The 21,954-nt window shown below is 70.5% G+C and carries 21 protein-coding genes; 1 reads left to right on the forward strand and 20 read right to left on the reverse strand.

Features of this window, described 5'->3' with window-relative positions; all coding sequences use genetic code 11:
- Positions 1-22: 22 nt before the first annotated feature.
- From rpoZ to pyrR, 11 genes are all read right to left on the reverse strand, one after another.
- The gene (rpoZ, locus tag OG272_RS08445) at positions 23-292 is read right to left on the reverse strand and encodes a DNA-directed RNA polymerase subunit omega (RefSeq protein ID WP_005485492.1); all 270 of its coding nucleotides are present in this window, start codon (positions 290-292) and stop codon (positions 23-25) included.
- Between the two features lie 64 nt (positions 293-356).
- Positions 357-914 carry a guanylate kinase gene (gmk, locus tag OG272_RS08450; RefSeq protein ID WP_326584125.1) on the reverse strand — a complete coding sequence of 186 codons (558 nt, stop codon included), beginning with the start codon at positions 912-914 and terminating at the stop codon, positions 357-359.
- Between the two features lie 60 nt (positions 915-974).
- The gene (locus tag OG272_RS08455; RefSeq protein ID WP_003977346.1) at positions 975-1,298 is read right to left on the reverse strand and encodes an integration host factor; all 324 of its coding nucleotides are present in this window, start codon (positions 1,296-1,298) and stop codon (positions 975-977) included.
- 266 nt (positions 1,299-1,564) lie between these two features.
- Entirely contained in the window at positions 1,565-2,404 is an 840-nt protein-coding gene (pyrF, locus tag OG272_RS08460) for an orotidine-5'-phosphate decarboxylase (RefSeq protein WP_327730588.1), read from the reverse strand.
- Positions 2,401-3,507, reverse strand: coding sequence for a quinone-dependent dihydroorotate dehydrogenase (locus OG272_RS08465; RefSeq protein WP_327732305.1), 1,107 nt, complete (start codon positions 3,505-3,507; stop codon positions 2,401-2,403). The genes pyrF and OG272_RS08465 overlap by 4 nt, the downstream gene beginning before the upstream one ends.
- Before the next feature lie 81 nt (positions 3,508-3,588).
- On the reverse strand, positions 3,589-6,897 hold the full coding sequence (gene carB, locus OG272_RS08470; RefSeq protein WP_326584122.1) for a carbamoyl-phosphate synthase large subunit: 3,309 nt from the start codon (positions 6,895-6,897) through the stop codon (positions 3,589-3,591).
- On the reverse strand, positions 6,890-8,032 hold the full coding sequence (gene carA / locus OG272_RS08475) for a glutamine-hydrolyzing carbamoyl-phosphate synthase small subunit (RefSeq protein WP_327730586.1): 1,143 nt from the start codon (positions 8,030-8,032) through the stop codon (positions 6,890-6,892). The genes carB and carA overlap by 8 nt, the downstream gene beginning before the upstream one ends.
- The gene (locus OG272_RS08480) at positions 8,029-8,595 is read right to left on the reverse strand and encodes a hypothetical protein (RefSeq protein WP_326584120.1); all 567 of its coding nucleotides are present in this window, start codon (positions 8,593-8,595) and stop codon (positions 8,029-8,031) included. The genes carA and OG272_RS08480 overlap by 4 nt, the downstream gene beginning before the upstream one ends.
- Positions 8,592-9,878, reverse strand: a complete 1,287-nt coding sequence (locus tag OG272_RS08485) for a dihydroorotase (protein ID WP_326584119.1) — start codon at positions 9,876-9,878, stop codon at positions 8,592-8,594. The genes OG272_RS08480 and OG272_RS08485 overlap by 4 nt, the downstream gene beginning before the upstream one ends.
- A 4-nt stretch (positions 9,879-9,882) precedes the next feature.
- Positions 9,883-10,863: an aspartate carbamoyltransferase catalytic subunit gene (locus tag OG272_RS08490; protein ID WP_326584118.1), complete on the reverse strand. Its 981-nt coding sequence runs from the start codon at positions 10,861-10,863 to the stop codon at positions 9,883-9,885.
- Between the two features lie 89 nt (positions 10,864-10,952).
- Positions 10,953-11,540, reverse strand: a complete 588-nt coding sequence (pyrR, locus tag OG272_RS08495; RefSeq protein ID WP_326584117.1) for a bifunctional pyr operon transcriptional regulator/uracil phosphoribosyltransferase PyrR — start codon at positions 11,538-11,540, stop codon at positions 10,953-10,955.
- A 219-nt stretch (positions 11,541-11,759) separates the two neighbouring features.
- Between pyrR and bldD the strand changes: the two genes are divergently transcribed.
- Positions 11,760-12,260 carry a transcriptional regulator BldD gene (gene bldD / locus OG272_RS08500; RefSeq protein ID WP_007380685.1) on the forward strand — a complete coding sequence of 167 codons (501 nt, stop codon included), beginning with the start codon at positions 11,760-11,762 and terminating at the stop codon, positions 12,258-12,260.
- 174 nt (positions 12,261-12,434) lie between these two features.
- Here the strand turns inward: bldD and nusB are convergent, their stop codons facing one another.
- The 9 genes from nusB to OG272_RS08545 form a co-directional block, all read right to left on the reverse strand.
- Entirely contained in the window at positions 12,435-12,869 is a 435-nt protein-coding gene (gene nusB, locus OG272_RS08505; RefSeq protein ID WP_326584116.1) for a transcription antitermination factor NusB, read from the reverse strand.
- Positions 12,870-12,871: 2 nt separating this feature from the next.
- Positions 12,872-13,438, reverse strand: coding sequence for an elongation factor P (gene efp / locus OG272_RS08510; RefSeq protein ID WP_033532566.1), 567 nt, complete (start codon positions 13,436-13,438; stop codon positions 12,872-12,874).
- A gap of 59 nt (positions 13,439-13,497) precedes the next feature.
- Positions 13,498-14,604: a M24 family metallopeptidase gene (locus tag OG272_RS08515; protein ID WP_327730585.1), complete on the reverse strand. Its 1,107-nt coding sequence runs from the start codon at positions 14,602-14,604 to the stop codon at positions 13,498-13,500.
- Positions 14,605-14,927: 323 nt separating this feature from the next.
- On the reverse strand, positions 14,928-15,911 hold the full coding sequence (locus tag OG272_RS08520; RefSeq protein ID WP_327730584.1) for an AAA family ATPase: 984 nt from the start codon (positions 15,909-15,911) through the stop codon (positions 14,928-14,930).
- Between the two features lie 177 nt (positions 15,912-16,088).
- Entirely contained in the window at positions 16,089-17,180 is a 1,092-nt protein-coding gene (gene aroB, locus OG272_RS08525) for a 3-dehydroquinate synthase (protein ID WP_326584113.1), read from the reverse strand.
- The gene (locus tag OG272_RS08530) at positions 17,177-17,659 is read right to left on the reverse strand and encodes a shikimate kinase (RefSeq protein WP_327732304.1); all 483 of its coding nucleotides are present in this window, start codon (positions 17,657-17,659) and stop codon (positions 17,177-17,179) included. Before OG272_RS08530 ends, aroB begins: the two co-directional genes overlap by 4 nt.
- Positions 17,660-17,691: 32 nt before the next feature.
- Positions 17,692-18,876, reverse strand: coding sequence for a chorismate synthase (gene aroC / locus OG272_RS08535; protein WP_327730583.1), 1,185 nt, complete (start codon positions 18,874-18,876; stop codon positions 17,692-17,694).
- A 223-nt stretch (positions 18,877-19,099) separates the two neighbouring features.
- A complete protein-coding gene (locus OG272_RS08540) occupies positions 19,100-19,558 on the reverse strand; it encodes a (2Fe-2S)-binding protein (protein WP_326584111.1) in 459 nt (152 codons plus the stop codon).
- A gap of 154 nt (positions 19,559-19,712) precedes the next feature.
- Positions 19,713-21,920 carry a molybdopterin cofactor-binding domain-containing protein gene (locus tag OG272_RS08545; protein WP_327730582.1) on the reverse strand — a complete coding sequence of 736 codons (2,208 nt, stop codon included), beginning with the start codon at positions 21,918-21,920 and terminating at the stop codon, positions 19,713-19,715.
- Positions 21,921-21,954 lie beyond the last annotated feature (34 nt).

The raw sequence follows: 21,954 nt of genomic DNA on the forward strand, positions 1-21,954 counted from the left end.
TACCGCGATCTGCAGATAAGACTTACGCGGGGCCCTCGACGGCCTCGGAGGTCAGCAGACCCGCGTTGATCTCGCGCAGGGCGATCGAGAGCGGCTTCTCGTGGACGTGGGTGTCGACGAGGGGACCGACGTACTCGAGGAGACCTTCGCCGAGCTGCGAGTAGTACGCGTTGATCTGGCGGGCACGCTTGGCCGCGTAGATCACGAGGCTGTACTTCGAGTCGGTGGCCTCGAGGAGCTCGTCGATCGGCGGGTTGATGATGCCCTCGGGCGCGGAGATGGAAGAGGACACGCTCTACCTTCCGATGGATGGGAAAAGATCGGTCGTGATCACAGAAAACGGACAGAGCCCGTGATCACACAACATCCATCAAGGCTAGCAGCTCGCGGGCCACGTCCTCGACGGAGGTGTTGACCAAGGTCACGTCGAACTCCGGCTCTGCCGCCAGCTCGATCTTGGCCGCCTCGAGGCGGCGTTCGATCACCTCGGGCGGTTCGGTGCCCCGCCCGGTGAGCCTGCGCACCAGTTCCTCCCAGGAGGGAGGAGCCAGGAACACCAGCTGGGCGTCCGGCATGGTCTCACGGACCTGCCGAGCACCCTGGAGGTCGATCTCCAGCAGGACCGGCTCGCCCCGCTCCAGGCGTTCGAGCACGGCGGCCCGGGGAGTGCCGTAGCGGTTGCCGGCGAACTCGGCCCACTCCAGCAGCTCGCCGTTGGCGATCAGCTTGTCCATCTCCTCGTCGGTGACGAAGAAGTAGTGGACTCCCTGCCGCTCACCAGGGCGCGGCTTGCGGGTCGTCGCCGACACCGAGAGCCAGACCTCGGGGTGTGCCTTGCGCATATGGGCGACGACCGTGCTCTTGCCGACCCCGGAGGGGCCGGAGAGCACGGTCAGCCGCGGACGTTCACTCATGCAGCGATTATTCCAGCAATCCCGGACTGCCCGGGACTCCCTTCCCGTCAGGAGCCGGGATCAGGAACCGGTGCTGCCGAACTCACGCTCCAGGGAAGCGATCTGGTTGGAACCGAGGCCGCGTACACGACGGCTCTCGGAGATGCCGAGTCGCTCCATGATCTGCTTGGCGCGGACTTTGCCCACGCCCGGCAGGGACTCGAGCAGCGCGGAGACCTTCATCTTGCCGATGACGTCGTTCTCCTGGCCCTGCTTGATCACCTCATGCAGGGAGGCGCCGGAGTGCTTGAGTCGATTCTTGACCTCGGCCCGCTCCCGGCGAGCCGCGGCGGCCTTTTCGAGCGCGGCTGCGCGCTGTTCAGGGGTAAGGGGCGGAAGAGCCACGCCTACGTCACCTCGGATGTCGAACTGTCGGATACGGACCGGTGAGGAACCTAGTCGCCCCACACCTGGGGAGCCACGAGCAACACGCTTGCCCGTTCACCCTGCTCGGAGACTAGCGGCCAACTCCGCCAGAGTCAGCGAGAACAGCGGAAAAGTCCTGGTCAGCCTCCATGGAGTCGGACATAAGCCGCATAATGCCCCGGATTTGAGAATGTATTCAGACTCAAGCCGTCCTGGAACCGCCCCTCGGGCACTCATCGGAGGTCTCAGGCGACTGCTGCCGCGGCGCGGATCTCGTCCGCGAAGCGTTCCGACGCGTCACGCAGCGCGACGGCGCCGGGACCGTGACGAAGAACACCCCGACTGACGTTCGGGACCACATTGCGCACGGCGGCCCCGAAGACCTCCGGAAGATCGGCCGGGGTGGCCCCCTGGGCACCGATCCCGGGGGCGAGGAGAGGTCCGTTGATGTCCAGGTCGTAGGACGAGAGGTCACCCAGCGTGGCACCGACGACGGCGCCGAAGGATCCCAGGGGCTCCTCCCCCGCGTTCTCGGCCGCGAGATGGGACAGCATCGTCGCGCCGACATCGCGCCCGTCGCCGCGCATCGCGTGCTGCACCTCGCCGCCCTCCGGGTTGGAGGTGAGCGCCAGCACGAAGAGCCCGGCCCCGCTCGCGCGCGCCAGGTCCACGGCGGGCCTCAGGGAGCCGTAGCCCAGGTACGGCGACACCGTCAGCGCGTCCGAGAAGAGGGGCGCGCCCTCGCGCAGGAAGGTCTCGGCGTACGCGGCCATGGTGGAGCCGATGTCGCCGCGCTTGGCGTCCATGACGACCAGCGCCCCGGCCGCCCGCGCTTCCTGGACGGACGCCTCCAGTACGGCGATGCCCCGCGACCCGAAGCGCTCGAAGAACGCGCTCTGCGGCTTGAGGACGGCCACCCGGTCGGCCAGCGCCTCCACGACCGTACGGCTGAAACGCTCCAGGCCGGCGATGTCGTCGTCCAGGCCCCAGTCGGCGAGCAGGGAGGCGTGCGGGTCGATGCCGACGCAGAGTGGCCCGCGCTCGTCCATGGCACGGCGCAGCCGCGCACCGAAGGGCTCAGTCATACCGTCTTCCTCACGTCGGCGCCGACGGCGTCGGCGAGGGTGGCGTACGGGCTCGTACGCAGGCGGGCGGCGAGGCCCTTGTGGATGGCGCGTGCCCAGAAGGGGCCCTCGTAGATGAAGGCGCTGTAGCCCTGGACCAGCGTGGCGCCGGCCAGGATGCGCTGCCAGGCGTCCTCGGCGTTCTCGATGCCGCCGACGCCCACCAGGGTGATCCGGTCGCCCACGCGCGCGTAGAGGCGGCGCAGGACCGCCAGGGAGCGGGCCTTGACGGGGGCGCCGGAGAGTCCGCCCGTCTCCTTCACCAGCGAGGGTTCGGATTTCAGGCCGAGCCCCTCGCGCGCGATGGTGGTGTTCGTGGCGATGATCCCGTCCAGACCGAGCTCCACGGCGAGGTCGGCGACGGCGTCGATGTCCTCGTCGGCGAGGTCCGGCGCGATCTTCACCAGCAGCGGCACCCGGCGCGTGCGGACCGTGCGGTCGGCTGCCTCGCGGACGGCCGTGAGCAGGGGCCGCAGCGCCTGAGTGGCCTGCAGGTTGCGCAGGCCGGGCGTGTTGGGCGAGGAGACGTTGACGACCAGGTAGTCGGCGTAGGGCGCGAGGCGCTCGGTGGACTTCACGTAGTCCCCTGCGGCCTCGTCCTCCGGGACGACCTTGGTCTTGCCGATGTTCACGCCCACGACGGTCCTGAAGACGGGGTTGCGGGAGGCGAGGCGGGCGGCGACGGCGAGCGAGCCCTCGTTGTTGAAGCCCATGCGGTTGATCAGGGCACGGTCGGCGACCAGGCGGAACAGCCGCTTCTTGGGGTTGCCCGGCTGGGCCTCGCCCGTCACCGTGCCGATCTCGACGTGGTCGAAGCCGAGCATCGACATCCCGTCGATCGCGACCGCGTTCTTGTCGAAGCCGGCGGCCAGCCCGAACGGGCCGTGCATGCGCAGCCCGAACGCCTCGGTGCGCAGTTCCTCGTGGCGGGGCGCCAGAGCCGCCGCGACGAAGGTACGCAGGACGGGGACGCGGACGGCCAGACGGATCCAGCGGAAGGCCAGGTGGTGGGCCTCCTCGGGGTCCATCCGCTTGAAGACCAGACGGAAGAAGAGCTTGTACATGTTCGTGTCCTCGAAGGAGCGCCTCACGAAGAGGTCTCATTGAAGAGGGGGACACCGTTTCCGGTGTCCCCCTCAGGGCTGCTAGTCGCGGGCCGCGGTCAGGTGTTCGGCGTGTTCCTGGAGTGAGCGCACGCCCACGTCGCCGTGGTTGAGCGCGTCGATGCCCTGGACGGCCGCGGCGAGCGCCTGGACGGTCGTCAGGCACGGCACGGAGCGGGCCACGGCCGCCGTACGGATGTCGTAGCCGTCGAGGCGGCCGCCGGTGCCGTACGGGGTGTTGACGATGAGGTCGACCTCGCCGTCGTGGATGAGCTGGACGATGGTCTTCTCGCCGCCCGGGCCGGTGCCCTCGGACTGCTTGCGGACGACGGTGGCGTTGATGCCGTTGCGCTTGAGCACCTCGGCCGTGCCGGACGTGGCGAGCAGTTCGAAGCCGTGGGCGACGAGTTCACGCGCCGGGAAGATCATCGAGCGCTTGTCACGGTTGGCGACCGAGATGAACGCGCGGCCCTTGGTGGGCAGCGGCCCGTAGGCGCCGGCCTGCGACTTGGCGTACGCCGTGCCGAAGACCGAGTCGATGCCCATGACCTCGCCGGTGGAGCGCATCTCCGGGCCGAGGATGGTGTCGACGCCGCGGCCGTGGATGTCGCGGAAGCGGGACCACGGCATGACGGCCTCCTTGACGGAGATCGGCGCGTCGAGCGGCAGCTCACCACCGTCGCCGTTGGCCGGAAGCAGCCCCTCCGCCCGCAGCTCGGCGATGGTCGCGCCCAGCGAGATCCGGGCGGCGGCCTTGGCCAGCGGCACCGCGGTCGCCTTCGAGGTGAAGGGCACGGTGCGCGAGGCGCGCGGGTTGGCTTCGAGGACGTAGAGGATGTCCCCGGCCATCGCGAACTGGATGTTGATCAGACCGCGCACCCCGACGCCCTTGGCGATGGCCTCGGTGGAGGCGCGCAGGCGCTTGATGTCGAACCCGCCGAGCGTGATCGGGGGCAGGGCGCACGCCGAGTCGCCGGAGTGGATGCCGGCTTCCTCGATGTGCTCCATCACGCCGCCGAGGTACAGCTCGTGGCCGTCGTACAGGGCGTCGACGTCGATCTCGATCGCGTCGTCGAGGAAGCGGTCGACGAGGACCGGCCGGGAGGGGCTGATCTCGGTCGACTCGGCGATGTACGACTCCAGGCGGGCCTCGTCGTACACGATCTCCATGCCGCGTCCGCCGAGCACGTACGACGGGCGGACGAGGACGGGGTAGCCGATCTCGTCGGCGATGGCCTTGGCGCCGGCGAAGGTGGTCGCGGTGCCGTGCTTCGGCGCGGGGAGCCCGGCCTCGGCGAGGACCTGGCCGAAGGCGCCGCGGTCCTCGGCGGCGTGGATGGCCTCCGGAGGGGTGCCCACGACCGGTACGCCGTTGTCCTTGAGCGCCTGCGCCAGGCCCAGCGGGGTCTGGCCGCCGAGCTGGACGACGACGCCCGCGATCGGGCCGGCCAGTGACTCGGCGTGGACGATCTCCAGCACGTCCTCGAGGGTCAGCGGCTCGAAGTACAGGCGGTCGGAGGTGTCGTAGTCCGTGGAGACGGTCTCCGGGTTGCAGTTGACCATCACGGTCTCGTATCCCGCGTCGCTCAGCGCGAACGAGGCGTGGACGCAGGAGTAGTCGAACTCGATGCCCTGGCCGATGCGGTTCGGACCCGAGCCGAGGATGATCACGGCCGGCTTCTCGCGCGGGGCGACCTCCGACTCCTCGTCGTAGGAGGAGTAGAAGTACGGCGTCTTCGCGGCGAACTCGGCGGCGCAGGTGTCGACCGTCTTGTAGACCGGGCGTACGCCCAGCGCGTGCCGGACCTCGCGCACGACGTCCTCGCGCAGCCCGCGGATCTCGGCGACCTGCTGGTCGGAGAAACCGTGCCGCTTGGCCTCCGCCAGAAGATCCGGATCGAGCTTGTCGGCCTGGGCCAGCTCGTCCGCGATCTCCTTGATCAGGAAGAGCTGGTCGACGAACCACGGGTCGATCTTCGTGGACTCGAAGACCTCCTCGGGTGTGGCGCCCGCGCGGATGGCCTGCATGACGGTGTTGATGCGGCCGTCGGTGGGCCGGACGGCCTCGCGCAGCAGCTCCGCCTTGTCGCCGGGCTCCCCGACGAACGTGAACTGGCTGCCCTTCTTCTCCAGCGACCGCAGCGCCTTCTGCAGCGCCTCGGTGAAGTTGCGGCCGATCGCCATGGCCTCGCCGACCGACTTCATGGTCGTGGTCAGGGACGAGTCGGCGGAGGGGAACTTCTCGAAGGCGAAACGCGGGGCCTTCACGACCACGTAGTCGAGCGTCGGCTCGAAGGAGGCAGGGGTCTGCTCGGTGATGTCGTTCGGGATCTCGTCGAGCGTGTAGCCGACGGCCAGCTTGGCGGCGATCTTGGCGATCGGGAAACCGGTCGCCTTGGAGGCGAGCGCCGACGACCGCGACACACGCGGGTTCATCTCGATGACGATGACCCGGCCGTCCTCGGGGTTCACAGCGAACTGGATGTTGCAGCCGCCGGTGTCGACGCCGACCTCGCGGATGACCGCGATGCCGATGTCCCGCAGGGTCTGGTACTCGCGGTCGGTGAGGGTCATCGCGGGCGCGACCGTGATCGAGTCACCGGTGTGCACGCCCATGGGGTCGAAGTTCTCGATGGAGCAGACGACCACGACGTTGTCGTTCTTGTCGCGCATCAGCTCCAGCTCGTACTCCTTCCAGCCGAGGATGGACTCCTCCAGGAGCACCTCGGTGGTCGGCGAGAGGGTGAGGCCCTGGCCGGCGATGCGGCGGAGCTCCTCCTCGTCGTGTGCGAAGCCGGAGCCGGCGCCGCCCATGGTGAAGGAGGGGCGGACGACGACGGGGTAGCCGCCGAGGGTCTCGACGCCCCTGATCACGTCGTCCATGGAGTGGCAGATGACCGAGCGGGCGGACTCGCCGTGCCCGATCTTGGCGCGGACGGCCTCCACGACGTCCTTGAAGAGGTCGCGGTCCTCGCCCTTGTTGATGGCCTCGACGTTGGCGCCGATCAGCTCGACGCCGTACTTCTCCAGCGTCCCGGCCTCGTGCAGCGAGATGGCCGTGTTGAGGGCCGTCTGGCCGCCGAGGGTCGGCAGGAGGGTGTCCGGGCGCTCCTTGGCGATGATCTTCTCGACGAACTCCGGGGTGATCGGCTCGACGTACGTGGCGTCGGCGATCTCCGGGTCGGTCATGATCGTCGCCGGGTTGGAGTTGACGAGGATGACGCGCAGACCCTCGGCGCGCAGGACGCGGCACGCCTGGGTGCCGGAGTAGTCGAACTCGGCGGCCTGCCCGATGACGATCGGGCCGGAGCCGATGACCAGGACGGACTGGATATCGGTGCGCTTAGGCACGCTGGCCCTCCATCAGGGATACGAAGCGGTCGAACAGGTAGGCGGCGTCGTGCGGGCCCGCTGCCGCTTCGGGGTGGTACTGGACGCTGAACGCCGGCCGGTCGAGGAGCTGGAGCCCCTCCACCACGTTGTCGTTGAGGCACACGTGGGAGACCTCGGCGCGGCCGTAGGGGGTGTCGGAGACCTGGTCGAGCGGGGCGTCGACGGCGAAGCCGTGGTTGTGCGCGGTGACCTCGACCTTGCCGGTCGTACGGTCCTGCACCGGCTGGTTGATGCCGCGGTGGCCGTACTTCAGCTTGTAGGTGCCGAAGCCGAGAGCGCGGCCCAGGATCTGGTTGCCGAAGCAGATGCCGAAGAGCGGGGTGCCGCGCTCCAACACCGCCTGCATGACGGCAACCGGGTGGTCGGCGGTGGCCGGGTCGCCCGGACCGTTGGAGAAGAAGACGCCGTCGGGGTTCACGGCGTACACGTCCTCGGCCGTCGCCGTGGCGGGCAGGACGTGCACCTCGATGCCGCGTTCGGCCATGCGGTGCGGGGTCATGCCCTTGATGCCGAGGTCGACGGCGGCGACGGTGAACTTCTTCGTGCCGATCGCCGGGACGACGTACGTCTCCTGGGTGGCGACCTCCGCGGAGAGGTTCGCGCCCTTCATCTCGGGGGCCTGGCGGACCTCGGTGAGCATGGTGCCGTCGTCGGGCAGCGCGTTGCCGGAGAAGATGCCGACGCGCATGGCGCCGCGCTCGCGCAGATGGCGGGTGAGGGCCCGGGTGTCGATGCCGCTGATGCCGACGACGCCCTGATTGGCGAGCTCTTCGTCGAGCGAGCGCCGGGAGCGCCAGTTGGAGGGCACGCGCGCGGGGTCGCGGACGACGTATCCGGAGACCCAGATCTTCTTGGACTCGGGGTCCTCGTCGTTGACGCCGGTGTTGCCGACGTGCGGGGCGGTCATGACGACGACCTGGCGGTGGTACGACGGGTCGGTGAGGGTCTCCTGGTAGCCGGTCATCCCGGTGGAGAACACGGCCTCGCCGAAGGTCACCCCCACGGCCCCGTAGGCACGGCCGCGGAAGATCCGGCCGTCCTCCAGGACGAGTACGGCGGGAACCCTGGTGGCTCCCCGGGTGGAGGTCGTCATCGTGCGCCTTCCGTTTCCGTCTTGTTGATCATCTGGTTCAGGGTCTCGACCCACTCGTTGTGCTCGGCCGCGCGGTCGGAGCGGAACCCGGAGTCGAGCAGCTTGCCGCCGTGCTCCCAGGTGACGACCAGCAGACCGCCCTCGGTGAGGACCTTGCCGGCGATGCCCTTGTCGAGCCGGGCCTCGCGCAGGGCCTCGACGGGGACGAAGAAGTCCGTCGCTCCCGGGCGTACGACGTCCAGGCCGGCATCCGTCAGCGTCAGCTCGACCCTGCTGCGGGTGCCCAGGCCGTGCGCCACGATGCGGTCGAGCCACTGCCCGGCCGTGGTGGAACCGTGGTAGCGGCCGCTCATGCCCAGTCTCGCCTCACCGGGCTCGTCCGGCGCGCCGAGGAGGGCGGGCAGGTCGCTCTGGAGCGTGCCGCGCCACTTCCAGCCCTCGCGCATCAGCCAGTAGACGAGCGCGACGAAGAGGGCGAGTCCGACGACCCAGCCGATCCGCGCGGCCCAGTCGGTGACCTCGGCCGATTCCTTCTCGGCGGCCAGCAGAATTACAGGTGTCACGTGAGCTTCCCGTCGACGAGCGTGGCCTTGCCCCGCAGCCACGTGTGCGTGACACGGCCCGGCAGCTCGCGGCCCTCGTACGGGGTGTTGCGGCTGCGCGAGGCGAAGCCCGCGGGATCCACCGACCCACGGTATGCCGTGTCGACGAGCGTGAGGTTGGCGGGCTCACCTGCCGAGACGGGACGTCCGTGCCCGGCCGCCCGCCCGATCTTGGCCGGCTTGACGGACATACGGTCCGCGACGCCCGCCCAGTCGAGCAGACCGGTCTCGACCATCGTCTCCTGGACCACCGACAGCGCGGTCTCCAGGCCGACCATGCCCATGGCGGCCGCGCCCCACTCGCAGTCCTTGTCCTCGTGCGGGTGCGGGGCGTGGTCGGTGGCGACGATGTCGATCGTGCCGTCGGCGAGCGCCTCACGCAGGGCCAGCACGTCGCGCTCGGTGCGCAGCGGCGGGTTGACCTTGTAGACCGGGTTGTAGGAGCGCACCAGCTCGTCGGTGAGGAGGAGGTGGTGCGGGGTGACCTCGGCGGTGACGTCGATGCCCCGGGACTTGGCCCAGCGGACGATCTCCACGGACCCGGCGGTCGAGAGGTGGCAGATGTGGACGCGGGAGCCGACGTGCTCGGCGAGCAGGACATCCCGGGCGATGATCGATTCTTCGGCCACCGCGGGCCAGCCGCCGAGGCCGAGCTCGGCGGAGACGACACCCTCGTTCATCTGGGCGCCCTCGGTCAGCCGCGGCTCCTGCGCGTGCTGGGCGACGACCCCGCCGAAGGCCTTCACGTACTCCAGGGCCCGCCGCATCATCACCGCGTCGTCGACGCACTTGCCGTCGTCCGAGAAGACGGTGACCCCGGCGGCCGACTCGTGCATCGCGCCCAGCTCGGCGAGCTTCTTGCCCTCCAGGCCGACGGTGACGGCCCCGATGGGCTGGACGTCGCAGTACCCGTGCTCCTGGCCGAGGCGGTACACCTGCTCGACCACACCGGCGGTGTCGGCGACCGGGAAGGTGTTGGCCATGGCGAACACGGCCGTGTAGCCGCCGGAGGCCGCCGCGCGCGTGCCGGTCAGCACGGTCTCGGAGTCCTCGCGGCCGGGCTCCCGCAGGTGGGTGTGCAGATCGACCAGGCCCGGCAGGAGCACCTTGCCGTCGGCCTCGACGACCTGGGCGCCCTCGTCGGAGAGCCCGACACCGATCTCCGCGATGACCTCGCCGTCGATCAGGACGTCCCGCGCCTCGCCGCCCAGCACCTTCGCACCACGGATCAGGATCTTGCTCATCGTCTTACTTCTCCTCGGTGGTGCGGGTGTGGGTGACGGCGGGCTCGTTGCCGCCGAGCAGCAGGTACAGCACGGCCATGCGGATGGAGACGCCGTTGGCGACCTGCTCGACGACGGTGCAGCGGTCGGAGTCGGCGACCTCGGCGGTGATCTCCATGCCGCGGACCATCGGGCCGGGGTGCATCACGATGGCGTGCTCGGGCATCCGCGCCATGCGGTCGCCGTCGAGACCGTAGCGCCGCGAGTACTCGCGCTCGGTCGGGAAGAACGCGGCGTTCATCCGCTCCCGCTGTACGCGCAGCATCATCACGGCGTCGGACTTGGCGAGCGTGCTGTCGAGGTCGTAGGAGATCTCGCAGGGCCAGGAGCCGACGCCGACCGGGACCAGGGTGGGCGGGGCGACGAGGGTGACCTCGGCGCCGAGGGTGTGCAGCAGGTCCACGTTGGAGCGGGCGACCCGGCTGTGCAGGACGTCGCCGACGATCGTGATGCGCTTGCCGGACAGGTCCTGGCCGAGCCCGGCGTCCCGCCCGACGAGGCGGCGGCGCATGGTGAAGGCGTCCAGCAGGGCCTGGGTGGGGTGCTGGTGGGTGCCGTCGCCCGCGTTGATCACGGCCGCGTCGATCCAGCCGGAGGTCGCCAGGCGGTACGGGGCCCCCGAGGCACCGTGCCGGATGACGACGGCGTCGACGCCCATGGCTTCGAGGGTCTGGGCGGTGTCCTTGAGGGACTCGCCCTTGGAGACGCTCGACCCCTTGGCGGAGAAGTTGATGACGTCCGCGGAGAGGCGCTTCTCCGCGGCCTCGAAGGAGATCCGGGTGCGGGTGGAGTCCTCGAAGAAGAGGTTGACGATCGTACGGCCGCGCAGGGTCGGCAGTTTCTTGATCGGCCGGTCGGCGACCCGGGCCATCTCCTCGGCGGTGTCGAGGATCAGGACGGCGTCGTCACGGGTGAGGTCGGCGGCCGAGATGAGATGACGCTGCATCTTTCAGGCTCCGTAAGGCAGTTCGGGAGATTACGGGCAGTCAGGGGCATCGCGAGGGGACGTACGGCACGGGGCCGCACGCGCGCGTGCTACTGCTGGGCGGTCCGCTTCGCACCGAGCAGGACGGTGTCCCGACCGTCTTCCTCGGCGAGCTGGACCTTGACCGTCTCCCGCAGCGACGTGGGGAGGTTCTTGCCGACGTAGTCGGCGCGGATGGGCAGTTCGCGGTGGCCCCGGTCGACGAGGACCGCGAGCTGGACGGCGCGCGGGCGGCCGATGTCGTTCAGCGCGTCGAGCGCCGCGCGGATCGTCCGGCCGGAGAAGAGCACGTCGTCGACGAGGACGACCAGTCGGCCGTCGATGCCGTCACCGGGGATCTCGGTGCGGGCCAGCGCACGCGGCGGGTGCATGCGCAGGTCGTCGCGGTACATGGTGATGTCGAGCGAGCCGACCGGGATCTTGCGGTCGGTGATCTCCGCAAGCTTGGCGGCGAGCCGCCGGGCGAGGAAGACGCCCCGGGTCGGAATGCCCAGGAGCACCACGTCGTCGGCACCCTTGGCGCGTTCGACGATCTCGTGGGCGATACGGGTCAGGACGCGGGCGATGTCGGGGCCTTCGAGAACGGGCCTCGCATCGGACGACTGCGGATCCTGCTGCGGGTTTTCTTGCGAGTCCATAAGAAACGGACCTCCTTCTCCGCCTCACGGGACGGACCTTAAAGGACGTCGGAATTGCGCCGTCAACGTTATCAGGCCCCGGCAACGCCCCTGATCACCCCCCTGGCGCAAGGGGAGGCGTTTACCACGGAAGAGCCGGTCCGGACCATCCGGCTTGACGGGGAAGAGTCACGCTGCGTAACCTCACAGTGAGTCACCAGCCTTCGTCCGGGGAGCCACATGTCCAGCGAATACGCCAAACAGCTCGGGGCCAAGCTCCGGGCCATCCGCACCCAGCAGGGCCTATCCCTCCACGGTGTCGAGGAGAAGTCCCAGGGACGCTGGAAGGCGGTCGTGGTCGGTTCGTACGAGCGCGGCGACCGCGCCGTCACCGTGCAGCGCCTCGCGGAGCTGGCGGACTTCTATGGGGTTCCCGTGCAGGAGCTGCTTCCCGGGACGACCCCCGGTGGCGCCGCGGAGCCGCCGCCGAAGCTCGTCCTCGACCTTGAGCGCCTGGCCCACGTGCCGGCCGAGAAGGCGGGCCCGCTGCAGCGTTACGCGGCGACGATCCAGTCCCAGCGCGGTGACTACAACGGCAAGGTGCTGTCGATCCGCCAGGACGACCTGCGCACACTCGCCGTCATCTACGACCAGTCCCCCTCGGTCCTCACCGAGCAGCTGATCAGCTGGGGCGTCCTCGACGCCGACGCGCGCCGCGCGGTCTCCCACGAGGACAGCTGACGCTCCGGGCAGCGCCCAGCAGAAACGTGCCGCCGGGGTGACCCGAACCGATTGGTTCGGGTCACCCCGGCGGTTTTCTGCTCTTGAGGGGCGCGGGGCACCGCGCGATCGGCCACAGTCGACTCGTGGCCGGACTCGCACAGCACCCCAACGGCGCTTCCCCGCTCGTGTCGGCTAGTCGGCTTCCCTGCGCAGCGAAGGCTTCAGGTCCTTCAGACGGCCCAGCAGACCGTTCACGAACGACGGCGAGTCGTCCGTGGAGAACTCCTTGGCCAGCTGCACCATCTCGTCCAGCACCACCGCGTCGGGAGTCGCGTCGACCCAGATCAGCTCGTACGCACCGAGGCGCAGGATGTTGCGGTCCACGACCGGCATCCGGTCGAGCGTCCACCCCACCGAGTACTGCGCGATCAGCTCGTCGATCCGCTTGGCGTGCTCCGAGTACCCCTCGACCAGCTGCATGGTGTACTCGCTGACCGGCGGCTGTCGGGTGTCGTTGTGAGCGTGCCGGATCCAGTCCGCGAGGACGGTCAGGACGTCGGCCCCGCGTTGGTCGCCCTCGAAGAGGATCTGGAAGGCGCGCTTGCGGGCCGTGTTGCGGGCAGCCACGGTTAGCTGTTCACCCGGCCGAGGTAGTCGCTCGTGCGGGTGTCGACCTTGATCTTCTCACCGGTGGTGATGAAGAGCGGGACCTGGATCTGGTGGCCGGTCTCCAGGGTGGCGGGCTTGGTGCCACCGGTGGAGCGGTCGCCCTGGACGCCCGGCTCGGTCTCCTGGATCACGAGCTCGACGGCGGCCGGCAGCTCGACGAAGAGCACCTCGCCCTCGTGCTGCGCGACGGTGGCGGTGAAGCCCTCGATCAGGAAGTTGGCGGCGTCACCGACGGCCTTGCGGTCGACCATGAGCTGGTCGTAGGTCTCCATGTCCATGAAGACGAAGTACTCGCCGTCCATGTAGGAGAACTGCATGTCGCGCTTGTCGACAGTGGCCGTCTCGACCTTGACGCCGGCGTTGAACGTCTTGTCGACGACCTTGCCGGAGAGCACGTTCTTGAGCTTGGTGCGCACGAAGGCCGGGCCCTTGCCGGGCTTGACGTGCTGGAACTCGACGACGGACCAGAGCTGGCCGCCTTCGAGCTTGAGCACCAGGCCGTTCTTGAGGTCGTTCGTGGAAGCCACGGTTGCGGAATCTCCTGGACTGACGTGGACGACCCCGGGCCACGCGCACAGCCGATGAGCTAGAGCGCGAGCAGCTCCTTGGTCGTGATGGTGAGTAGCTCGGGTCCGCCGTCCGCCTCGGGGCGTACGACGAGCGTGTCATCGATCCGGACACCGCCCCGGCCCGGGAGGTGGACCCCCGGTTCGACGGTGACCGGCACACAAGCGTCCAGTTTACCCATGGCCGCGGGGGCCAACTGCGGCTCCTCGTCGATTTCGAGTCCGACCCCGTGCCCCATCAGTACCGGGAGGCCGTCTCCGTGCCCCGCGGAGTCCAGGACCTGACGGGCCGCACGGTCCACGGCGCGGTACGCCGCACCCGGTGCCAGTGCCTCCCGTCCGGCGCGCTGGGCTGCGAAGACCACGTCGTACAGCTCGATCTGCCAGTCGGCCGGCGAGGTGCCGATCACGAAGGTACGGCCGATCTCGCAGCGGTAGCCGCGGTAGGTCGCACCGAGGCAGACGGAAAGGAAGTCGCCCTCCTCGACCCGACGGTCGGTGGGGACGTGACCGCGACGACCGGAGTTCGGGCCGGTGGCGACGGAGGTGGTGAAGGCCGGCCCGTCGGCACCGTGGTCGACGAGGCGGCGCTCCAGCTCCAGGGCGAGGTGGCGCTCGGTGCGGCCGACGAGAATCGATTCGAGGAGTTCGCCCAGTGCCTGGTCGGCGATCTCCGCGCCGATCCGCAGACAGGAGATCTCCTCCTCGTCCTTGATGACTCTCAGCTGCTCGACCGCGCCACCGAGGTCGCTGAGCCGCAGCCGGGGCGCGACCGAGCGGATCGCGCGGTGGCGGGACACGGTGAGGTGGTGTTCCTCCACCGCGAGCGACTCGGCGCCCAGGGCCGTGGCCAGATCGGCCGCCGCGACCGCCGGGTCGCCGCCGGGTCTCGGCAGCACCTGGACCCGTACGGCCTCGTCGGGCCGCCCCTCTCCGATCTCACCGCTCGGCGGGGCTCCGCAGACCAGGAGCTCCTCGCTCCTCCCGAGCAGCAGGACCGCGCCCTGGGGCGCGGCGCCCGCGAGATAACGCACGTTGGCCGGGCGGGTCACCAGTGCGGTGGCGCTGCCGCTCGCGTGGCAGCGTTCTCTCAGCCGAGCGCGGCGGGCCGCGTACACCTCTGACATGTGCCGAGCGTATGAGCTTCGCCGGTGGGCCGCCGGTTGAGCGCAGCCGACTGGGGGCACCGTCGCGGGGCACGGGGTACGGCACGGGGTTGCATGCCGTCCACCGGCCGGTGGGCAGCTTGTCGCGCAGTTCCCCGCGCCCCCTTGGCACCGGTGGCCGCCCGTCAAGCGCAGCCGACTGAGGCACCGTCGCGGAATACAGGGGGGGCGGCGCCAGGTCGCATGCCGTCCGCAGGCCGGTGGGGGTTTCTCGCGCAGTTCCCCGCGCCCCTTTGGCTTCGCTCAGTCCGGCGTGTTCACCGGTGCCGTCCGCTGGTGCGCGGCTACCACTTCGGTGGGCTCGCGATCGACCTCGCCAGGACCTCGTCCAGGACCCTCGCCGTGGCCGGGACATCGAGCTGGGAGTTGTCGATGATCGGAAGCCCTGAGCCGTACCAGCCCGCCATCCGGCCGTGGATGCGGGCGACCTCCTCATCGCTGAGGCGGCGGTTGCCCGAGCGCTCGGCGTTGCGTTCGAGGACAATCTCCAGGCCCGGCAGGAGGACGACCGGCAGCAGGCCGGGGCCGACATGTCGCTTCCAGCCGCCGAGGCCGACGACCGGGCGGTCGGGGAAGACGGCGTCGTCGAGGATGCAGGAGATGCCGTTGGCCAGGAAGTTCCGGGCGGAGAAGCCGCAGGTGCGGCGGGCGAGACGATACTGCGCCTCGGAGTTGTCGTTCCAGCCGGACTGCGGGTCCGCGAAGCCCGAGCGCACCCACTCGCGTACGTCGTCCAGGCTGATGTGCGCGGTGGGCACCCGGCGGTGGTCCGCCCAGTACTTGGCGACGCTGGTCTTGCCCGCCCCGGCGGGTCCGATGAGCAGCACCGCGAGCGTGGTGGTCGTGACGTCGGGCGCGCCGGTGGCGGACGGCGGCATGGTGACGGGCCCGCCCGGCGGCAGTTGCACGTGTCCGGTGGTGTCCCTCGGGACCCTGGTCTGCTGCGGGGACGCGGTGTGCGGTTGCCCGGGGCCTCCGGCGAAGCCCGGCGCGGGCGGGGGCACCGACCCGGGAGGTGCGGGCGGAGGGACGGAGGCCGGGGGCGCTGCCGGGGTGGGCGGAGCCATCGGCGCGGGCGGGGGCCCTGGATGCGTGCCCGGGGGCACCGGGTGGCTCACGCCCGTGTGCCCCGGAGGGTTCGCGCCCGGCGCTCCCGGGTGATGGGGGGCCGGGTGTCCCTGGTGGTTCACGGTCGGCGACCAAGGGGCCGCCGGGTCCTGCCCCGGCCGATGGGGCGGCGGCAGCGGAGCTCCCACTGCGTGCTGCATCCGGTGCCACTCCGTCTCGTACAGTCACATCGACACTGGCGGGCGGGGCCTTTCGACCCCGCCCTTACCGAACGGTACCGTCCCCGGCCTCCGTTTGGTGAACGGCCGGGGGCAGCCCGAAGTGCCCAAGTGGCCATGGACACAAGGCGAATCGGGCAAGAGGTGCCCGAGCGGGCGTTACTGGCCCACTTCGCCGTAGGCGGCCAGCAGGATCGCCGGGTCGGGCCCTTCCAGGACGGTAGGCTTGGCCAGACCGTCCAGGACGATGAAACGCAGCAGGTCGCCCCGCGACTTCTTGTCGACCTTCATCGTCTCCAGCAGCCTGGGCCACTGGTCGTAGCGGTAGTGCAGGGGCAGCCCGACCGCTTCCAGGACCGTGCGGTGCCGGTCGGCGGTCGCGTCGTCCAAGCGCCCCGCCAGACGGCCCAGTTCGGCGGCGAAGTGCATGCCGACGGACACGGCCGCGCCGTGGCGCCACTGGTAGCGCTCGTTCTTCTCGATCGCGTGCGCCAGCGTGTGCCCGTAGTTGAGGATCTCGCGGCGCCCGGACTCCTTCAGGTCGCCGGAGACGACCTCGGCCTTGACCCGGATCGACCGCTCGATCAGCTCGGACGTGTGCGGTCCGGCGGGCGTGCGGGCGGCCTGCGGGTCGGCCTCGACCAGGTCCAGGATCACCGGGTCCGCGATGAAGCCGGCCTTGATGATCTCGGCGAGCCCGGAGACGTAGTCGTTGACCGGCAGCGAATCCAGGGCCGCCAGGTCGCAGAGCACCCCGGCCGGCGGGTGGAAGGCACCGACCAGGTTCTTGCCCTCGGCCGTGTTGATCCCCGTCTTGCCACCGACGGCCGCGTCCACCATGGCCAGCACGGTCGTCGGGATGGCGATCCAGCGGACCCCGCGCAGCCAGGTCGCCGCCACGAACCCCGCGAGATCCGTCGTCGCGCCCCCGCCGACACCGACGATGACATCGGTGCGGGTGAACCCGGACTGCCCCAGCGCCTTCCAGCAGTACGCGGCGACCTCGGCCGTCTTGGCCTCCTCCGCGTTCGGCACCTGGATCGCGACCGCCTCGAACCCCTGCCCCGCCAGATCGGCCCGCAGGGCTTCGGCGGTGTCGTCCAGCGCCTCGGGATGGACCACGGCGACCCGCTTGGCCCGGTTGCCGATCAACCCGCCCAGCTCACCGAGGAGTTGACGCCCCACCAGGACCTCGTACGGCTCGGTACCCGCCGTACCGCCGACCTGGATACGGGTCACTGTCTCGCTCATGCTTCCTTCAACTCCAGTGCGTCCAGGGCCGCTTGGGTGACTTCCTCGGGCGTGCGGCCGTCGGTGGCGACGACGGCCGTGGCGACCTCCTCGTACAGGTTCCGCCTCGCCTCCATCAGCTCCCGCCACTGCTTGCGGGGGTTGACGGCCAGCAGCGGGCGGGCGGCGTTGAGGCCGGTGCGCTTGACCGCCTCCTCGACGTCCATCGAGAGGTAGACGACCCGATGCCCGGCGAGGAGCGCCCGCGTGTCGGCGTCGAGGATCGCGCCGCCGCCGAGGGCGAGCACGCCGTCGTGCCCGGCCAGTGCCGTGTGCACGGCCCGCTTCTCGAGGGCGCGGAAGGCGGCCTCGCCCTCGTCGACGAAGATCTCCGCGATCGCGCGGCCCTGCTCGGCCACGATGTCGTCGTCGGTGTCGCGGTAGGCGACGCCGAGCCGCTCGGCGAGCAGCTGTCCGACGGTGGACTTGCCGACGCCCATGGGGCCGACGAGTACGACCAGAGGCACCGGGCTCACCGGATCGCGAGGTGGTCGAGGTAGGAGCGGACGTTGCGGGCCGTCTCGGTGACGTTGTCGCCGCCGAACTTCTCCGCCACCGCGTCGGCCAGGACGAGGGCGACCATGGCCTCGGCGACGATTCCGGCGGCCGGGACCGCGGAGACGTCGGAGCGCTGGTGGTGGGCCTGCGTGGCCTCGCCCGTGGTCACGTCGACCGTCTGCAGGGCGCGCGGCACGGTCGCGATCGGCTTCATCGCCGCCCGCACCCGCAGCAGCTCGCCCGTGGTCAGACCGCCCTCGGTACCACCGGAGCGGCCGGAGACCCGGCGGATGCCCTCGGGCGTGTTCACGATCTCGTCATGCGCCTTGGAGCCGGGCACACGCGCCAGCTCGAAGCCGTCACCGATCTCGACGCCCTTGATCGCCTGGATGCCCATCAGGGCGCCCGCGAGGCGGGCGTCCAGCTTGCGGTCCCAGTGGACGTGCGAGCCGAGGCCCACGGGCACGCCGTACGCCAGGATCTCGACGATCCCGCCGAGGGTGTCGCCGTCCTTGTGGGCCTGGTCGATCTCGGCGACCATCGCCTTCGACGCGTCGGCGTTCAGGCAGCGCACCGGGTCCGCGTCCAGCTTCTCCACGTCGGCCGGGGTCGGGTACACGCCCTGGGGGGCCTTCGCGGAGGCCAGCTCGACCACGTGGCTGACGATCTCGATCCCGGCCGTCTCCTTCAGGTACGACCGGGCGACGGCGCCGAGGGCGACCCGGGCGGCGGTCTCCCGGGCGGAGGCGCGCTCCAGGACCGGCCGGGCCTCGTCGAAGCCGTACTTCTGCATCCCCGCCAGGTCGGCGTGCCCGGGCCGGGGGCGGGTCAGCGGGGCGTTGCGGGCCAGGCCGGCGAGGATCTCCGGGTCGACCGGGTCCGCCGACATCACCTGCTCCCACTTCGGCCACTCGGTGTTGCCCACCATGATCGCCACCGGGGAGCCCATGGTCAGACCGTGCCGCACGCCGCCGAGGAACGTGACCTCGTCGCGCTCGAACTTCATCCGCGCACCGCGTCCATAGCCCAGGCGCCGCCGGGCCAGGTGGTCCGCCACCATCTCCGTGGTGATCGGCACGCCGGCGGGAAGGCCCTCCAGCGTCGCGACAAGTGCGGGACCGTGGGACTCCCCCGCGGTCAGCCAGCGCAACCTGCTCAACGGTGCTCCTCAGTGCTCGCGCCCGGTACTGCGTACTGCCTCTGGTGGTACGCGCGTCCTCGCGTACGGCGACGGCTACCGGGTGCGCGGCCCCGGCCCGCCATCTCCGATCCTCCCACGTCCGGGGCGGGAGCCGGTTCACAGGTCCAGCAGACGGACGGCCGTGCGCGGTGCGTGGTGCCGTCCGGCGGGCGGACCGCCCTGCGCGGAGCGCCCGGCCACGTCACCCCATCTTCGCCGCCGCGCTCTTGATCGCCTCGCGGATACGGAAGTACGTGCCGCAGCGGCAGACGTTCGCGATCTCGTCGATGTCGGCGTCGGTCGGATCGCTGGTCCGCCTGAGCAGGGCGACGGCGGCCATGATCTGTCCGGGCTGGCAGTAGCCGCACTGGGCGACATCCTGCTCCAGCCAGGCCTCCTGGACGGGGTGCAGCCGGTCGCCGTCGGCCAGCCCCTCGATGGTGGTGACCTCGCGGCCGGCCGCCTCGGCGACCGGGACCACGCAGGGCCTGACGGCCTCACCGTCGAGGTGGCTGGTGCAGGCCTTGCAGACGTCGATGCCGCAGCCGTACTTGGGGCCGCGCACACCGAGCAGGTCGCGCAGCGCCCACAGCAGGGGCAGGTCGTCGGGGGCGTCGACGGTGACGGTCTCGCCGTTGACGGTGAAGGTGTGGGAGGGCATCGATGTGCTCCTGGAGCCTGGCGCAGGTCGGCGCGGAACGTATGAGGGGGCTCGGCGGGTGACGGATCGGCCGGGCGGGCCGGCTGACTGGCTGACTGGGCGGGCGGGCGGGCTGGCTGGCTGGCTGGCTGGCTGGCTGGGAACGCCCGCGGGCTCAGCGGGGGAAGGGCGTGAAGTCCACGTCGAAGTTGACGGGGAAGCGGCGCGGCTTGGTGCCGGTGGCCCGCGCATAGGCGTTGGCGACGGCGCCGACGGCCGCCGGCACGCCGAGTTCGCCCGCGCCGCCGGGTTCGTCGGCGCCCTCGATGACGAAGATCTCGACGTCCTTCGGGGAATCCTTCTGGCGGGCGTAGTGGAACTGCGAGTAGCTGCCTTCCAGCGGCAGCCCCTCGTCGATGTGGAGCCCGGCGCGCAGGGTGGTGGAGATGGCGTCCGTGAGGCCGCCGAGCAGCTGGGCCTCCAGTCCGCGCGGGTTGATCACCCGGCCCACGTCGGCGGCGATGACCGCCTTGGTCACCCGGGGCTTCTTCGGATCGGTGGCGTCGATCTCGACCAGGCAGGCCGTGCAGGCCTTGTACTCGTCGTGGAATCCGACGCCCTGTGCCCACCCGTCGGGCAGGCTCCGTCCCCAGTCGCCCGCCTCCGCGACCTTGGCGAGCACGGCCCTGTGCCGCGCCGTCTTGAGGAACTCCCGCCGGAAGTCGACCGGGTCCTTGCCGAGCTTCGCCGCCAACTCGTCGACGATGATCTCCTCGGCGCCTCGCGTGTTGGCCGAGTACACCGAACGCCACGACCCGGTGTGCATCCTGATCGGCACCTCGGTGAGCGTCTGCGTGGTGACGCCGAAGTTGTACGGGGACTTCACCGTGGTCAGGAACAGGGTCTGCGCGAAGGTCGCGTTCCCGACGCCGGACGGCAGGCTCGCCGCGGCGGCGGTGACCGCGTCGCCGAGGCCGTGCCGGAAGTCGGTCTCCACCGCGGCCACCTGGTGCTGGAAGGTGAGCACCTGTCCCGCCGCGTACGTGGCCCGGACCCGGTGGTGAGTGGCGGGCCGCATCCGCCCGTGCCGCATGTCGTCGATCCGCGACCACATCAGCCGTACGGGCCGCCCGCTCTTCTTCGACACGACGGCGGCCTCCAGCGCCGCGTCGTAGAACAGCCGCCGCCCGAAGGACCCGCCCGACTGCACGACATGGACCTTCACCTCGGACACCGGCAGTCCGACGGCTTTCGCGATGGCGGCCTGGGCGACGATCGGCGACTTCAGCCCGGACCAGATCTCGGCCCGGTCCTCCCGCACATCCGCGACGGCCGAGTTGGTCTCCAGCGGCGCGTGACTGGCGAAGGCGAAGTCGAACTCCCCCTCCACCTTCTTCACCAGCAGCCCGAGCACGTCCAGCGAGGGCGTCGCCGTCTTGAGCCGGGCCCTGATGCCGTCGTCCGACAGCGCGTCGACGCTCCCCGGGCCCCAGGTGACGTCCAGCGCCTCCTTGCCGTCGAGCGCCTGCCCGAACGTTTCCGCGACCACCGCGACGCCACTGTCGATGGTGACCACGTCGAGCACGCCGGGCATGGCCCGCACGGCGGGCTCGTTGTTCACCGCCTTCACCGTGCCGTTGATCGTCGGCGGCCGGCGCACCATGCACGGCTTGGCCCCGGGCACGTCGAGGTCGAGCGTGTAGACCTGCTTGCCGGTGACCAGGGCACGGGCGTCGATGCGCGAGGTGGGGGTGCCGACGAGGGTGTGCTCCGACTCCTTCTTCGTCGTGACGACGAGGGAGCCGAGATCGAGGGAGGCGGCGGCCGCCGACAGCGATCCGTAGGAGGCGGTACGCCCGTCCGGCGCGACCACCACGCCTTGACGGACCGTCAACTCACTTGCGTCGAGCCCCCATTGCCTGGCGGCGGCGCGAACCATGCGCGCCCGCGCGGCAGCCGCCGTGTGCCGCACCGGGTCGTAGAGGGAACGGATGGAGTTGGAGCTGCCGGTGAGCTGGTTGAAGAGCAACTCGGGCCGGGCATCGTCCAGTTCCACGCGCACGCGGTCGAGCGGGGTGTCCAACTCCTCGGCGACCAGCATCGCCACCGCCGTGGTGAGCCCCTGCCCGACCTCTTCCCTCGGCAGCCGGAAATGGGCGACGCCCTCCTCGTCGACACTCAGCACCAGCATGTTCGCCGTCGGCGCCCCGGCCAGAATCAGCAGATCACCGAGGTCCACCAGATCCGCCGGCGCCGGCAACGTGGGAATCGCCGCCTCCGCGCTGCCCGGGTCATAGACGTCCAGACCTATCTTGGTCGCGACGGCGAGAGTGGGCGCGGCCACCAGATAGGTGAGAAACCGGCGCCGGGAGTGACGTGACATAGGGGGCTCCGTTCAACGCCCCGCCTGCGTCGCC

Origin of the sequence: Streptomyces sp. NBC_00104 (assembly GCF_045160825.1) — a bacterium.
GTDB lineage: Bacteria > Actinomycetota > Actinomycetes > Streptomycetales > Streptomycetaceae > Streptomyces.